Raw genomic sequence first — 14,741 nt, forward strand, 5'->3', positions numbered from 1 at the left:
AGTCTCCGGCCGCCGGGTCTGTCGGGCCCTCCTCAGGCGGATTTCATGTCGGCGAGATAGGTCCGGATCTGCGCCTGCAGTGCGTCCGCGGAGCGGGCGAGGTCGACGGCGGCGGCAAGGACGCCCTCCGACGCTTCGCCGGTGCGCCGTGAGCCGGCTTCCACGGTGTTGATGCTCCGCGTCACCTGCTGCGTGCCGACGGCCGCCTCATGGGCGCCGCGGGCGATCTGGTCGGTCGCCTGGCGCTGCTGCTCCATGGCGGTGTTCACCTCCTCGACCAACCGGGTCATCTCGGCGACGGAATTCGCGATCGTGTCGATCGACCCGACCATATCCCCGGCGGACGCCTGCATCTCGCCGATCTGCCGGCTGATCTCCTCGGTCGCCTTCGAGGTCTGGGTGGCGAGTTGCTTCACCTCGGACGCCACGACCGCAAACCCCTTGCCGGCCTCACCGGCCCGTGCCGCCTCGATGGTGGCGTTGAGAGCGAGGAGGTTGGTCTGCTCGGCGATGCTGTTGATCAGGTCCACCACGGTTCCGATTCGGGCGGCGAGGTCGTCCAGCGATGCGACCTTCGCCTTGGCGTCCTGGATCGTGCCTTTCGCCTTCACCGCTTCGGCGGCAGATCGGTTGACCTGGTTGGTGATTTCCGAGATGGACGCGGTGAGCTCCTCGGTGCTGGCGGCGACCTCTGGACGTTGGCCGTGGTCTGCTCGGCCGCCGAGGCCACGGCGACGGACTGGGTCTTCGCCTCCTCCGCCACGACGCCGAGGACCTTGGCGCTCTCCTCCATCTGGGCGGCCGAGTTGGTCAGGTGGCGGCACATGTCGGATGCGGCGCGATCGAATGCCCGCGTGAGACCGTCAAGGTGCTCCGCCCGATGCAGCTTCGCGGCGCTTTCGGCGGCCCGTTCGGCCGCAAGGCGGCGGTTCTCCAGCATGCTGGACTTGAACACCGCCACGGTGGCGGACATCCGACCGACCTCGTTGCGGGTGTCCTGGTGCGGAATGCTGGTCTCCAGGTCGCCCTCGGCGAGGCCTTCCATGGACCGGCGCAGGTCGTCGAAGCGCACGAAGGCGGAGCGGACCAGCAGCGTCGCGCACGCGGCACCCGCGACGAAGACCGCCAGGATGACGGCGTCGATCACGATGGACCGGGTGGCGTCCTCGGTCACGGCGGCTAGGCGCTCATGAATCTCCGCTGCCGCCGCCGGCGCGATCTTCTCTACGGCGGCTAGTGCCTCGCCGGAGGCGGCGAAGAAGCCGCCGAAATCGGTGGGATAGACCGGTCGCGCCTGATCGGCCTCGGCAAGCACCGCCTGGCGCAACCGCGCGTATGTGCCGAAGTAACCGGCTTCCACCGCGCGGATCGCGTCCATGACCGGACCGGAAAAGCGGGCCACGGTGGCAAGCCGGGCCATCTCCTGGCGGATCTCCTCCACGCGTTTGTGGAGGATGGTCATCTCCGCACGCACCGCGGGGGAAATCGGCTCGCCGCGCGCGACCGCGATCACCATGTAGGTGCGCTCCCGACCGCCGAACTCGCGCAACTGCCAGGCCTTCTCCTGGAGCGTCTCCAGCATGCTGATTTCGCTTGGAACCGAAAAGCTGGCGTCCTGGAGCAGGAGACGGTGCGCCTGGAGCGCGAGCACGGAGGCCTTGAGGTCGTTGGGCAGCGCGGCGGCACGCTCGGCCGGGCGCTCGGCCCGTGGCCGCCCGGCCAGATCGTCGATCTCGGCTCGAACCTGCCGGACCACGTCGCGCGCCTCGGCGAAGCCATGGCGAAAGGCATCGACACTGCCCGTCGAGATGGTGGCCGCCTTCGCGGCGACATCGTCGAACCGAGCGTTCGACAGCTGCCGCTGCCGATCGCGAAGGCTCGCAAGGTCTGGCGTGATCGGACCGTCCAAGGCGAGAGCGACCTGGCTGACGCTGCGTTCCAGTGACAGTTCGATCGTGCCCGCGCTGAGCGTCGTCCGCAGATCGGACGCCGTCACGAGGGCGATGGCCGCCTCGCGCTCCTGCCACGCATGAAAAGCCCGCTCGCCCGTGAGCGCCACCCCACCGAGCGCAACGGTCAAGACAGCGGCAAGCGTACGGATCTTTATCGAGTCGATCATGGCTGGTCTCCTCTGATTCGATCGGCCCTTATGGTCGGCCGTCATCATGAGGGACAATGTTGAATTATACAATTAAATGCATATTAATACGGAATACATATACCCCTGCGATCAGGAGCCGCGCCGTCGAGGCGCGGATCCGCCCAGGTCCTAGTCGTCCCCGAACAACAGCCCCAACTGCGGCGCCTCCGGGCCGTTCGGCACGGCGAGGCCCATGTGCCGAAAAGCGTGGGGGGTAAGGACGCGGCCGCGCGGGGTGCGCTGCACGAAGCCCTTCTGGATCAGGTAGGGCTCCACGATGTCCTCGATGGCGTCGCGCGGTTCCGCGATGGCCGCCGCGATGGTCTCGATGCCGACGGGGCCGCCGCCGAAGGAGAGCGCGATGGTGTTGAGGTAGCGAAGGTCGAGGGCGTCAAGGCCGATCGGGTCCACGTCGAGCCGGGTCAGCGCCTCGTCGGCGACGCGCCGGTCCACGTTCTCGGCGCCGGCCACGATGGCGAAGTCGCGCACGCGGCGGAGGAGCCGGCCGGCGATGCGCGGTGTGCCGCGCGCCCGGCGGGCGATCTCCGTGGCGCCGTCATCGGTCATGCCGATGCCGAAGATGCGGGCGCCACGGCGGACGATGAGTTCCAGCTCCTCGGTGGTGTAGAACTCCAGGCGGATCGGAATGCCGAAGCGGTCGCGGAGCGGCGTCGTCAGGAGGCCGAGGCGGGTGGTGGCGCCGACCAGCGTGAACTTCGCGAGATCGATCCGCACCGAGCGCGCCGCCGGGCCTTCGCCGATGATGAGGTCGAGCTGGTAGTCCTCCATGGCCGGATAGAGGATCTCCTCCACGGCCGGCGACATTCGGTGGATCTCGTCGATGAAGAGCACGTCGCGCTCTTCCAGGTTGGTGAGGAGGGCGGCGAGATCGCCGGCCTTGGCGATCACCGGGCCTGAGGTGGCGCGGAAGTTGACGCCGAGCTCGCGGGCGACAATCTGGGCGAGCGTGGTCTTTCCGAGGCCCGGCGGGCCCACGAAGAGCACGTGGTCGAGCGCTTCGCCGCGCGCCTTGGCGGCGTCGATGAAGACCTGGAGATTGGCCCGCGCCGGCGCCTGGCCGACGAAGTCGTTCAGCGCCGAGGGGCGGATCGACTGTTCGACGTCCTCTTCGCGCTTTTCGCCTGTGACCAGGCGCTTGGGCGGTGTCATCGGCGATCCGGTGCTGGAGCGGGCGATTCGGGGAGCGGTGCGCCCCCTTAAGCGTTCGCCTTTCGTTTTGCACGGAACCGGCGGTGGAGGGAAGAGGCGCCGGACGGGCGGACGTGGTCAGCCGCCGCCGGCGATCGTCCGGAACATGGCGGCGGCCCGGTCGCGGGCACCGGCCCGGAAACGGCGGAGGTTGGCGATCTCGTCGGGCGTGTAGGCAAGGCCGGAAAGGCCCTCCCGCTCCACGAGGGCGGCGGCTTCGGCCGCGGTCGGCACCACGCGGCCGGCGATGCCGGCGTCGGCGCATAGGCTTTCCAGCTTGCGCGTGTTCGACGACACGGCGACCACCGGGATCTCCATGTCGAAGCCGATGCAAAGCTGGTGGAAACGGCCGGTCACCACCAGGGCGGCGCTCTTCGCCAGGAAGGCCGTGTAGTCCTCGAACGACTTGAATTCGTTCCAGAACCGGGCGCGGGTTGCGCCCTTCGGCGACACGAGCCCGGTCGCCCGCCGCCAGGCGTGGCGCAGGCGGTGCTTGCGGTTGCGGTCGGCGAAATCGGGGATCACCGGCGGCGTGGTCATCATGGAGAAGAAGGGCGCGTGCTTGGCCCTTGCGAAGCCCCAGAGGGCGGCAGAGACGTGCTTGTGCACGCTGTCGCCCACCACCAGCCGGCCGCCTTTCGGGGCGAGCGCGGTCCCGGGTTCCCAGGTGAGGGAGAGGTCCGGCACCACGATGGCGGCGATGCCGGCCCTGGCGAGCGCCGCTTGGCTGGCGCCGTCGCGGGTGTAGACGCGGCGGTAGCGGGCGACGCCCTCGGCCACCTCGGGCCCGTTCTCCTCGTAGATCGTGTTGATCAGGTAGGCCGGCCGGCCGGCCCGTTCGAACACGCCGCCGAGCGCGGCGATTCGCTTCGCGGCCCGGCGGTCGTGGTGAAGCGAGCCTTCGCCGTTGAGGAGGATGGCGTCGTAGCGGCCCCAGTCCTCGGCCGTCTCGTCGAACTGAAGCGGAAAGCGCCGGGTGATCTGAAGGCCGGCGGCGGCGGAAAGCGCCTCGATCCGCCGGTTGACCAGGGTGCAGCCGTGGTGGCCGATCTGCGACGTCGTGTGGACCAGCGCAACCTTCATCATCATCCCCGCGAGCCTGGCGGCGGCCCGGTCCAAAGCGTTCGACACGATATTTGACGTTACTATATATCTGCGGCTGCATGGCCGGCCAAGCGACGGTCGCCTTCCGTCGCGTGCGGACCTGTGGGGCTTGATTTCGTTGCGCCTTTTGATCGTACGGGACCGCAAGCCCGGTCACTTCCACCAGACCGAAGGCCTCGCCCGGCTCATCGCCGAACGGGTTCCGGCCGAGATCGACCGGCTGCCGGTGAAGCCGCGGCGGCTCGCCCACTCCTTCGTGCGGCGGATGGCGCTGAAGCATTTCGCAAAGGATCCGGCCTGGTGGCTCGGCCTCCTCTACGGTGTGGACGTCGCCGGATTGGCGCGGCCGGATGTCGTGCTCGCGTCCGGCCGGCCCACCATCGCGGCGGGGATCTTCCTCGCCCGCCATTTCGGAGCCGACCTCGTCTACACCGGGCGGGCGACCGGCTACGACCGGGCGGATTTCACCCGCATGCTGGTGCCTTTCCCGCGCTATGCGGCGGAGCCCCAAAGCACCTATTCGCCCATCCCCTGCACCGTCGAACCGGACCGTCTGCCTTCACCCAAGCCCTTGAAAAACAACGAGGATCTTGCCGGCGCGCGGATCGCGTTGCTGCTCGGCGGCAAGTCGCACGGTCACCGGTTCCGGGACGACGAATGGCAGGCGGTGGTGCGTTTCGTGGAGGCGAGCGCGGCGGCCTTCGGCATCCGCTGGAGCGTGTCCACGTCGAGGCGGACGCCGCCGGCCGTTGCCGATCTCTTCGCCGGACAGGCGGCGCGGGGCGTGCTGGAGACCTTCGTGGATTACCGCCAGGGCGGCGCCGGGTCGGCGGCGGCGCTCTTCGCCCTCGATGCCATCGTGGTGACGGAGGACAGCCTCTCCATGATCACCGAGGCGGTGACCGCCCGCCGGCCGGTGATCGCCCTGAAGCCCGACAAGGTGGAGGCGTCGATGAACGACGAGGCGGTGGCGATGATGTATGCCCGCGGGGCCGTCAGCGTGCTGCCGCTTGCCAGCCTGACGCCGGATCTCTTCGCCCGCGAGCTGACGCGGCTGACACCGGACAGCCACGACATTCGTGCCGAGATCTGGTCGGCGATCGAGCCTGTCGTGGCAAAATACAGAAGATCCTGAGCGGCTTAGGCCGCCGGCGGGGGAGGCGCGCCGGCGGGCGAGGGCGGTGTTTCGCGCGGGTTAGGTTCGGAGGGACGCGCCGGTTCGGCCATGGCGTGCTCCGGTTCTGACGAAGGGTGCTGCGGTTCCGGCGCGAGCGGTTCGACGGCGACGGGGGCGGCCACCGGGGTGGGCACCGGAGCCGGGCGGGGACGGTGGACCGTGCGGCGGCGCTTCTGGCGCGGGCGCTCGCTCACCCACCAGAGGAAGGGCAGACCGAGCACGATCCCCGAGACCACCGCGGCGGCGATGAGGCCGGCGAAGAGCAGCGCCGCTGGCAGGAACTTCTCGTAGACGTCACCCTCCAAACCATTGAGGTAGAAGGCCAATCCGCCGGCGAACAGGAGACCGAACCAGAACGTCGTCTTCAGGAGGGACGACAGGAAGCTGCCGACGGTGGTGACCTTCTCGGAGATCAGCATGGCGATCATGCCGATGAAGAGGTCGGCGACGAGCGCGAGGCCGGCGGCGATCACGAACGGGTTCGGCGCCCCGGCGCCGGTCGGCAAAAGCGTCGGCAGATCAGCGGGTTGAACCCCCTGCGAGAGGGGGCCGCCGGCGATCACCGCGAGCGCGGTGGCACCAAAGAGGGCGAGGAAGAGCAGAAAGGAGATCGGGACCATCAGTCCCCTGAAGAAACCCATCCGGACCTCCCGCCCGCAGCCGCGTGTCAGAAGACTTCTACAGCCTCGGCGCGTCGGCCGCACCTTGATTGAACTGCGGAGTCCATGTCGATGCGCCATGACCGCAGGTTGTAGTTCGATGGGCCAGCGGCTAGCGCGCCAGTTCCTTTAATCCCAGGCGAATCAAGGTTGTCGTGGTCGGTTCCTCGCCGGCGGTCTTGGCCGCGGCGGTGACGGCGGCGGCGGCCTGCAACTGTGCGTAGCCGAGATTGACGAGGGCGGAGACCGCCTCGGCGACCGGGCCGGAGGCGCGGGCCTCGGCGACGTCCATGGCGGTCTTCAGCACCGCCGGGTCGGCGTTGGAGAAGGCGGGGGCCTTGTCCTTGAGTTCGGTGGCGAGGCGCTCGGCCACCCGCTTGCCGACGCCGGGGGCGCGGGATAGGGCGGTGAGGTCGCGCATGGCAATGGCGGTGGCGAGGGCGCCGGGATCGAGCACGGAGAGGACGCCGAGGGCGACCTTGGCGCCGACGCCCTGGACGGTCATCAGCAGGCGAAACCACTCCCGCTCCAGGTCGTTGGCGAAGCCGTAGAGCCGGATCATGTCCTCGCGGAGATAAGTTTCGATAGACAAAACAGCAGCTTCGCCGGCCCTCGGCAGGCGCTGGAGGGTGCGGGCGGAGCAGAAGGCCTGGTAGCAGACCCCGTTCACATCGAGGAGAACCCAGTCGTCTCCGACGCTGTCGACGACACCCTTCAGTTTGCCGATCATGAATGTCCGACCTTGAGGGCGAGGGCCATGCGGGCCTGCGCGGAGCCGCGATGATGGGCGTGGGTGATGGCGATCGCAAGGGCGTCGGCGGCGTCGTCGGTCTTGAATTCGGCCTTTGGCATGAGGACCGTAACCATCAGGCGGATCTGCTGTTTTTCCGCGTGACCGGCGCCCACGACCGCCTTCTTGACCGCGTTCGGCGCGTATTCGGCGACGGCGAGGCCGCGCCGGGCCGGGACGAGGAGCGCGATGCCGCGGGCCTGCCCGAGCTTCAGCGTGGCGCCCGCGTCCTTGTTGACGAAGGTCTGCTCGACCGCGGCCTCATCCGGTTGAAATGTCTCCAGAATCGCCTCCAGCCCGTCGTGCAGGGAAACGAGCCGACGGGCCAGTTCGTCGTCCCCGTCGGAGGTGACCGTGCCGGAGGCGACGAAGCGCAAGGAATTTCCCACCGTGTCGATGACGCCCCATCCGGTGCGGCGGAGGCCCGGGTCGATGCCGATGATGCGGGTGACGGTGCTCATGGGTCCCCATAGCGTGGTGTTCTTGATTCGTACAGGACCATGCCCCGCTACAAGCGTCCGATGTCGCCGTTTGTCGTCGGTTTGGGCGGGCGATGTCGTGGCGTTTGTAGCCCGATGTCGCCGCCCCTGTAGCCCGATGTAGCCCGGTGTAGCCCGGTGTAGCCATGGCCGGCGGGCCTCGCCGCGACTTGCGCCGCTGAACCGGCCTTCTCGACCCTCGGCGAGGGAAAGACGTCCGCTCCTCAACTCGCACGCACGCTCATTTCCGTGTCTGGCGCGATTTCTTTTCGACCGACGATTCCGTCCGGTCGGAAAGCGCTCTAGGAAGACCGGGCCGTCCGTGCCGGCGGCTGGTGACATGCGAGACCTCCGATGCTTTCCGACCTCGCGGCCCTCCTGCACGACCCATCCATGCAGATCGCGCTTCTGGTGGTGTTCGTGGCCGGACTGGTGCGCGGCTTCTCCGGCTTCGGCGCGGGTCTCCTCTACGTGCCGATCGCCTCGGCCCTGTTCGGGCCGAAGGTGGCGGCGGCGACCATCCTGTTGTTCGACATTCCGGTGGCCGTCCCGTTCGTGATCCGCCTCCTGCCGAAGGCGAACGTCCGGGAGGTGATGCCGCTTGCCGCGGGCGCCGTCGTGATGACGCCGCTTGGCGCGGTGGCTCTCGCCCATGCGGACCCGGTGACGGTGCGCTGGGCCATTTCCGTCGCCGTCCTTGCCGGCGTGGCGCTGATCGCCGCCGGCCTGAAGGTGCCGACCGCGGCCGGCACCGGCACCGCCGTCGCGGTCGGCGGAGCATCGGGCTTTCTGAATGGGCTCGCCCAGATCGGCGGACCGCCGCTCATCCTCTACTGGCTCGGACGATCGGTGCCGCCGGAGACGATCCGGGCGTCGGCCATGCTGTTCTTCGCCATCGGCACGGTGGCGACGCTGGCCACCTATCTGGTGGGCGGCTTCATCGACCGGGCGGTGATGCTGAAGGTGGTGCTGATGGCGCCGGTCTTCGCGGTGGCCATGACCATGGGCGCGGGGCTCTTCGGCCTTGCCAGTCCGGTCGTCTACCGGCGTGTTGCCTATGCGTTGATCACTGTGGCCGGACTGCTCGGCTTGCCGGTCTGGTGAGTCCCGAAAGCGGGACATTCGAACCAAGCGATTGATTGCGGTCCGGCTTTTGTGCCGCATGGAGGCCGATGGGCCCGCGGGGCATCCTACACGGCCGAAGCGGATCGTCCTCACAAGTGACATTCAATAGGCGTATACCGCCCATGATTTGTGCTGCTTGCCAGGATCGAACATCCAATCGTAGATTCATGTAAGTTTTATGCACTATTTTGCGTAGATCACGGCTGATTCGTCGATGGGAACGACCGGCGCCCTTTCGGGCGCCTGTCCCTTTCTGACGAGTTCGTCCGGTCGATCGGAAATCGCTTCAGAGGCAGAAGCCCGGAGCGCTTTCTCATCGATCTCGTCGTGCAAGGTGATCGGAGAGTGCGCGCGGGCATCCACCCATCCGCGCCCGCCAGGAGGGGAAGAGCTTGCATTCGCTGCGACGCGTTTCGTCCTACGAACTCCTGAAGCTGCTGGAAGAGGATGCCGGCCTCGGTGCCTGGATCTGGACGGTCGAGGATCGGACCATGTCCTGGTCGGTCGGTCTTTATCGCCTGCTCGGAATAGACCCTGGCGAGCCGGTCAGCCTCACGCTCTTCGCCGACATGCTGCATCCGGACGACCGGGACGCCTGGTCGGATCCGCTCGATCTCCTGGTGCACGGCGGGTTCAGCCGCGAACGCTTCCGCGTGCTCCGCCGGGACGGCAGCCTGCGCCGGCTTGCCGGCCGGACGGAGGTCCTCTACCGCACGCCCGGCGACCCGGCGCAGGTGGTGGGCGTGGTGCGGGACGTGACCACCGAGCACGCGGTGGAATGGGCGAACCGGCAGCTGAGGCGACGGTTCGACATCCTGGCCGATCTTCTCGGCGTGGAGGTGTGGACCGCGGGGCCGGACGGGGCGGGCATGGGCGCGGCGGCTTCGGCCGACGCGAGCGAGCGACCCCTCGACCGGGCGGGCGGGCGGAAGTGCTGGGCCTGGCTCGACGCGGTGCACCCGGACGATCGCACCCAGGTGCTGGAAGCCTGGCGGCGGGCCGTTGCGGACGGGGAGCACTTCGAGGCGCGCTATCGCACGCGCCTGGCGGACGGGCGCTACGGGCCGGTGCTGAGCCGGGCGCGCCCGGTCCGGGGCGACGGCGGCGCGCTGGAGATGTGGGTGGGCGCGATCAGCGCCGAGCCGGGCGAAGCGCCGTCCGTCCGCACGCAAACGGCCCCGGACCGTCTGGCGCCCGCTCAACTGCGGGCGGCCCGCGGGCTCCTGGACTGGTCGCTGACCGATCTGGCCGCGGCCGCCGGCGTATCGCTCTCCACGGTGCGCCGGGCCGAGGCGACCGGCATCGCCTCGATCGGGGAGGCGGCCCGCACCGCCATCCTGGAGGCGTTCCTGCGGGAAGGCGTGTGTTTCCATGAGGATGGCGCCGGCCATCGGGGTGTCTCCCTCGGCCCTCCGTCGCGCTGAACGGCCCGGTTCCGGGACGGGGACGCCGCGGCGCGTGCCTCAACCCAAGGGCGCGATGGCGCAACGCACACGCACCTCAAGTCGATCATGGTTAACCAATGTCTTACAAATCGTCTTGCGGGCGGCGGCGCGATCGCACGAACGGGCGCGCTGCGTTTTCGTTCTCAAGTATTTCTACGTAGTCTTTGTGAGATTTCGCAATCTGGGCCGAAATGGTTCACCGGTGACCCACGAACAGCGTCGGTTTGACTAAATTCCGATCTCTCTTCACGGTAAATCTGACGATGAGATCAGCGGGTGGAAAGCATCGGGCAACATAAACCGACGATCCTGTCAGCGAGGACAGGCAACGTTCGGGAGGATTCGGGGCCATGCGGAAAGGCCGCGCGGCACCTTCCGGACTGGTCGTGCCTGGGCCAGACAGTCGACCGGGGCAAGGGATTCATGAACACCATCGATGTGACTCGCCAGCTGCGCGCATTCAGGATCGGACAACCGGAAATCGCGGTGCTCAAGTCGCTGGCACCGACGCTGCAAGCGGAACTGGAAGGCATTCTGGTGGAGAGCCGGAAGCACTTTGCCGACTGGCCCGATGTGGTGACGGCCTTGTCGGCGCCGGCCATGCACCGGGCGCGCTACGATCACTGGATGCGCGCCGCCACGGGGTCGTTCGACCAGGAGTTCGTCAACTCGGCGCTCCGCTTCGCGACGGCCTTCGTGGAGCAGAAGATCCCGGCCCATTCCATCGTGCTCTGCCACAACGCGGTGCTCGACGTGACCACCCGGAAGCTGAACGCCAAGCGGCCGCGGGGCGCGTTCGGGCGGACCACCAGTGCCATGAAGGACCATGACACGCTGCTCGACGCTCTCGGCCGCGCCGCCTGGCTGGACGTGGAGGTGCTGATGGAGGCCTACGCGATCGCCGCGGCGGCCGAGCGCAGCCGCATGCTGGAAGGGCTTGCCGCCGGGTTCGAGCAGGCCGTGGGAACGGTGGTGGAGGGCATCGCGACCGCCTCGAACGGCCTCAAGATGACGGCCCAGACCATGTCGGCGAGCGCCCAGCAGGCCCTGGCGCAATCGTCCGCCGTGGCGGCCTCCTCGGAGGAGGCGTCGGCCAACGTGGCGACCGTGGCGTCGGCTTCGGAGGAACTGGCCTCGTCCATCAACGAGATCGGCCGTCAGGTGGACGATGCCGCCAAGGTGGCGCTGAAGGCGACGGGCGACGCGGAGCGGACCGCGACGCAGATCCGCGAACTGTCGAACGCCGCCCAGCGTATCGGCGAGGTGGTGGAGCTCATCAACAACATCGCCGCCCAGACCAACCTGCTGGCGCTGAACGCCACCATCGAGGCGGCCCGCGCGGGCGAGGCCGGCAAGGGCTTCGCGGTGGTGGCCGCCGAGGTGAAGCAGCTGGCCGACCAGACCGCCAAGGCGACGTCCAACATCGCCACGCAGATCACCGGGATCCAGTCGTCCACTACGGACAGCGTCACGGCGATCACGGAGATCAGCGGCGTGATCTCGCAGCTGAAGGACATCTCCACCAGCATCGCCTCGGCGGTGGAGCAGCAGGGCGCCGCGACGCGCGAAATCGCCCAGAACGTCAATCAGGCGTCCCGCGGGACCGAGGACGTGTCCAACAACATCACCGGGGTGTCGAAGGCGGCAAGCGAAGCCGCGACCGCCTCCAAGGACGTGCTGACCTCGTCGCAGACCCTGGCCACCCAGGCCGAACGGCTGCGCACGGAGGTGACGCGCTTCCTCTCCACGGTGAGAGCCGCCTGACCGGTCACGGGCAAGCGAGTCGGACGCGATGCGGCGGGACGCGCAGGGAGCGCGTCCCGCCGCAGGTGTTTTGGGAGGGAGGGGGTGCGGGGAGCGCGTGCGGGCGGGCGATCCGGGCGGTGGGTTGGGGGGAGGGCTGTGGCCGGGGAAATGCGTGGGTGATCCGGCTGAACCGGACCATGACGAGCGGGGGCGGGTGGGGAGACGGGGGAGGCGGCTGGTCGGGGGGGAAGTGTCGTGGGTTCGGCGCGGAGTCCACCGTTCGCCGGCAGGATGCGAAGGGGATGGCGCGGGTGCCGCGCTCGTCATGGTCCGCGCAGGCGGACCACCCACGCTTTTCGGCGGGGGTGGGCGCCGTGACTGTGCGGAATGCGTGGGTGGTCCGGCTGAACCGGACCATGACGAGCGGGGGCGGGTGGGGAGACGGGGGGAGGGCGGCTGGTCGTGGTGGGGGGTGAGCGTTGTGGGCTCGGCACGGAGTCCACCGTTCGCCGGCAGGATGCGAAGGGGATGGCGCGGGCGCCGCGATCGTCATGGTCCGCGCAGGCGGACCACCCACGCTTTTCGGCGGGGGTGGGCGCCGTGACTGTGCGGAATGCGTGGGTGGTCCGGCTGAACCGGACCATGACGAGCGGGGGCGGGTGGGGAGACGGGGGGAGGGCGGCTGGTCGTGGTGGGGGGTGAGCGTTGTGGGCTCGGCACGGAGTCCACCGTTCGCCGGCAGGATGCGAAGGGGATGGCGCGGGGGCCTCGACCGTCATGGTCCGCGCAGGCGGACCACCCACGCTTTTTGGCGGGGGTGGGCGCCGTGACTGTGCGGAATGCGTGGGTGGTCCGGCTGAACCGGACCATGACGAGCGGGGGCGGGTGGGGAGACGGGGGGAGGGCGGCTGGTCGTGGTGGGGGGTGAGCGTTGTGGGCTCGGCACGGAGTCCACCGTTCGCCGGCAGGATGCGAAGGGGATGGCGCGGGCGCCGCGATCGTCATGGTCCGCGCAGGCGGACCACCCACGCTTTTCGGCGGGGGTGGGCGCCGTGACTGTGCGGAATGCGTGGGTGGTCCGGCTGAACCGGACCATGACGGTTGGAGGTTCCGGAGTTTCAAGTCCGATGCGCGACTTTGCCGAACCGCGACTGCCGAAGCCCGACTGCCGAAGCCCGACTCCCGAAGCCCGACTGCCGAAGCCCGACTGCCGAACCCCGACCGCCGAAGCCCGAATCCCGACTGCCGAAGCCCCCCTGCCGCCCGCTCACTCCCGCTTCAGATACGTCTCGATGCGGGCGTTCGCCTGGTTGGCGGTCTGGACTTCGGCGATCACGCCGGAGACCTGGACGGCGGAGGCGATGGTGGAGGCGGCGGCCTGGTTGACGCCGCCGATCAGGGAGACGACCTCCTGGGTGGCGGCCTGCTGCTCCTCCATGGCGCCGGCGACCGCGGTGGTGAACTCGCGGATCTTGCCGATCACCTCGCTGACGTTGGTGTTGGCGGTGACGGCGGCGGCGGTGTCGGTCTGGATGGCGACGATCTGGGCGCGGATCTGTTCGGTGGCGCGGGCGGTCTGCTCGGAGAGCGCCTTCACCTCGGCGGCCACCACGGCGAACCCCTTGCCGGATTCGCCGGCGCGGGCGGCCTCGATGGTGGCGTTGAGGGCCAGAAGCTTGGTCTGTTCGGCGATCGCCTCGATGAGGCCGGTGAACTCGGTGATGCGCGCGCTGTTGGTGGAGAGGCTACTCATGCGCTCGGTGCAGAGCCGGGCCTGGTGCTCGGCGTCCTCGCTGACGCGGGCGGTCTCGTTCATGCGCAGGTTGATCTCGCGGATGGAGGCGCTCATCTCCTCGGCGGCGGCCGACACGGCGGAGGACTTGGACTGGGCGTCGCGGGCGACGGCGCCGAGTTCGCCGGACGCCTTCTCCAGGCTGGCGGCGACGCCGTTCATGGTGCTGACGATCTGGCCCACGTCCTCGGCGATCTTGACCCGGTCGGTGACGATCGACCAGGTGAGCATGGGGCCGACATAGCGCCCGTCCGGACCGGTGATGGGCGAGACGTTGAGTTCCAGATGCTCCGGCCCGACGGTGATGACCGTCTTGTGGGGGAGCGCCCGGGTGCCCTCGCCGACCATGGCGCGCTGGTGCTCCGGCCGCTTGTGGAAGACGTCGATGGACGTGCCCATCATGTTGTCGGCCTTCACCGGCAGGTGTTGTTCGATGCGCTTCAGCGTCTCCTTGCTGGTGCCGTTGACGTAGTTGATCCGGTAGGTCTTCGGATCGCAGGTCATGACGTTGACCGGCATCTTGTCGACCATCTGGAGGAGGCGGGCGGCCTCCTGGTCGGCGCGCACCTTGGCGGTGACGATCTGCCAGACGAGGACGGCGCGGCTGTAGAAGCCCCGGGCGTCGCGCAGGGCCGCGATGTCGAGCTCCAGGATCTCCTCGCCGAGATTGATGGTGGCCTTGTGCGGCAGGTTCGCCGGGTTGGCCAGCATGGTCCGCTGGTGGCTCGGATTGCGGTGGAAAATGTCGATCGAGGTGCCGACGATGGCCTTCGGGTCCACCTTGATGAGGTGGCGGATGCGCTCCAGCATCGCGAGCGACGCCGGGTTGGCGTAGTCGATGATGAAGTCGGTCGGCCGGCAGGTCATCACCGCCACCGGCAAGGCGTCGGCAACCCCGCGGAAGTGAGTGGGAGACAGTCGATCCGAGGTGGAACGGAAGCTGAGGAGCGACATCGACGGAGTATCCGAGGCTTGGAGGGGATCGACCGTCGTCTTGCGACCTCGGCCGGCAGGTGTCTTCCCGCCGAGGTCCACTATGTTTGCGCGGAGTGAAGATTCAGTTGATATTAATCAC

General features: G+C 68.6%; 12 protein-coding genes. 4 read left to right on the forward strand and 8 right to left on the reverse strand.

From position 1 onward, the window contains the following. Positions 1-32: 32 nt before the first annotated feature. From BUQ68_RS07000 to BUQ68_RS07010, 4 genes are all read right to left on the reverse strand, one after another. Complete coding sequence (locus BUQ68_RS07000) at positions 33-611, reverse strand: methyl-accepting chemotaxis protein (protein WP_175577753.1); 579 nt, start codon at positions 609-611, stop codon at positions 33-35. Then, a complete protein-coding gene (locus tag BUQ68_RS24185) occupies positions 608-2,167 on the reverse strand; it encodes a hypothetical protein (protein ID WP_175577754.1) in 1,560 nt (519 codons plus the stop codon). Before BUQ68_RS24185 ends, BUQ68_RS07000 begins: the two co-directional genes overlap by 4 nt. 102 nt (positions 2,168-2,269) lie before the next feature. Continuing rightward, positions 2,270-3,310 (reverse strand): Holliday junction branch migration DNA helicase RuvB, encoded by a 1,041-nt coding sequence (gene ruvB / locus BUQ68_RS07005; RefSeq protein WP_075215242.1) that lies wholly within the window; start codon positions 3,308-3,310, stop codon positions 2,270-2,272. A 117-nt stretch (positions 3,311-3,427) separates the two neighbouring features. Next, positions 3,428-4,432: a polysaccharide pyruvyl transferase family protein gene (locus tag BUQ68_RS07010; RefSeq protein WP_175577755.1), complete on the reverse strand. Its 1,005-nt coding sequence runs from the start codon at positions 4,430-4,432 to the stop codon at positions 3,428-3,430. A gap of 139 nt (positions 4,433-4,571) precedes the next feature. Between BUQ68_RS07010 and BUQ68_RS07015 the strand changes: the two genes are divergently transcribed. Beyond that, a complete protein-coding gene (locus BUQ68_RS07015) occupies positions 4,572-5,588 on the forward strand; it encodes an ELM1/GtrOC1 family putative glycosyltransferase (RefSeq protein WP_075215477.1) in 1,017 nt (338 codons plus the stop codon). Positions 5,589-5,593: 5 nt separating this feature from the next. On the opposite strand, the gene BUQ68_RS07020 is transcribed toward BUQ68_RS07015, so the two are convergent. The 3 genes from BUQ68_RS07020 to ruvC form a co-directional block, all read right to left on the reverse strand. Next, complete coding sequence (locus BUQ68_RS07020) at positions 5,594-6,271, reverse strand: hypothetical protein (protein ID WP_139315172.1); 678 nt, start codon at positions 6,269-6,271, stop codon at positions 5,594-5,596. A gap of 130 nt (positions 6,272-6,401) precedes the next feature. Beyond that, on the reverse strand, positions 6,402-7,019 hold the full coding sequence (ruvA, locus tag BUQ68_RS07025) for a Holliday junction branch migration protein RuvA (protein WP_075215245.1): 618 nt from the start codon (positions 7,017-7,019) through the stop codon (positions 6,402-6,404). Next, positions 7,016-7,540 carry a crossover junction endodeoxyribonuclease RuvC gene (gene ruvC / locus BUQ68_RS07030; RefSeq protein WP_075215246.1) on the reverse strand — a complete coding sequence of 175 codons (525 nt, stop codon included), beginning with the start codon at positions 7,538-7,540 and terminating at the stop codon, positions 7,016-7,018. The genes ruvA and ruvC overlap by 4 nt, the downstream gene beginning before the upstream one ends. Positions 7,541-7,912: 372 nt before the next feature. Between ruvC and BUQ68_RS07035 the strand changes: the two genes are divergently transcribed. From BUQ68_RS07035 to BUQ68_RS07045, 3 genes are all read left to right on the forward strand, one after another. After that, positions 7,913-8,662 carry a sulfite exporter TauE/SafE family protein gene (locus tag BUQ68_RS07035; protein ID WP_075215247.1) on the forward strand — a complete coding sequence of 250 codons (750 nt, stop codon included), beginning with the start codon at positions 7,913-7,915 and terminating at the stop codon, positions 8,660-8,662. A 413-nt stretch (positions 8,663-9,075) separates the two neighbouring features. After that, positions 9,076-10,107: a PAS domain-containing protein gene (locus BUQ68_RS07040; protein ID WP_075215248.1), complete on the forward strand. Its 1,032-nt coding sequence runs from the start codon at positions 9,076-9,078 to the stop codon at positions 10,105-10,107. A gap of 444 nt (positions 10,108-10,551) precedes the next feature. Then, a complete protein-coding gene (locus BUQ68_RS07045) occupies positions 10,552-11,892 on the forward strand; it encodes a globin-coupled sensor protein (RefSeq protein ID WP_075215249.1) in 1,341 nt (446 codons plus the stop codon). A gap of 1,249 nt (positions 11,893-13,141) precedes the next feature. On the opposite strand, the gene BUQ68_RS07050 is transcribed toward BUQ68_RS07045, so the two are convergent. Beyond that, positions 13,142-14,620 carry a methyl-accepting chemotaxis protein gene (locus BUQ68_RS07050; protein ID WP_075215250.1) on the reverse strand — a complete coding sequence of 493 codons (1,479 nt, stop codon included), beginning with the start codon at positions 14,618-14,620 and terminating at the stop codon, positions 13,142-13,144. Between the last annotated feature and the right edge of the window lie 121 nt (positions 14,621-14,741).

The sequence above is a fragment of the Mongoliimonas terrestris genome (assembly GCF_001927285.1).
In the GTDB taxonomy this organism is placed as follows: Bacteria; Pseudomonadota; Alphaproteobacteria; order Rhizobiales; family Pleomorphomonadaceae; genus Chthonobacter; species Chthonobacter terrestris.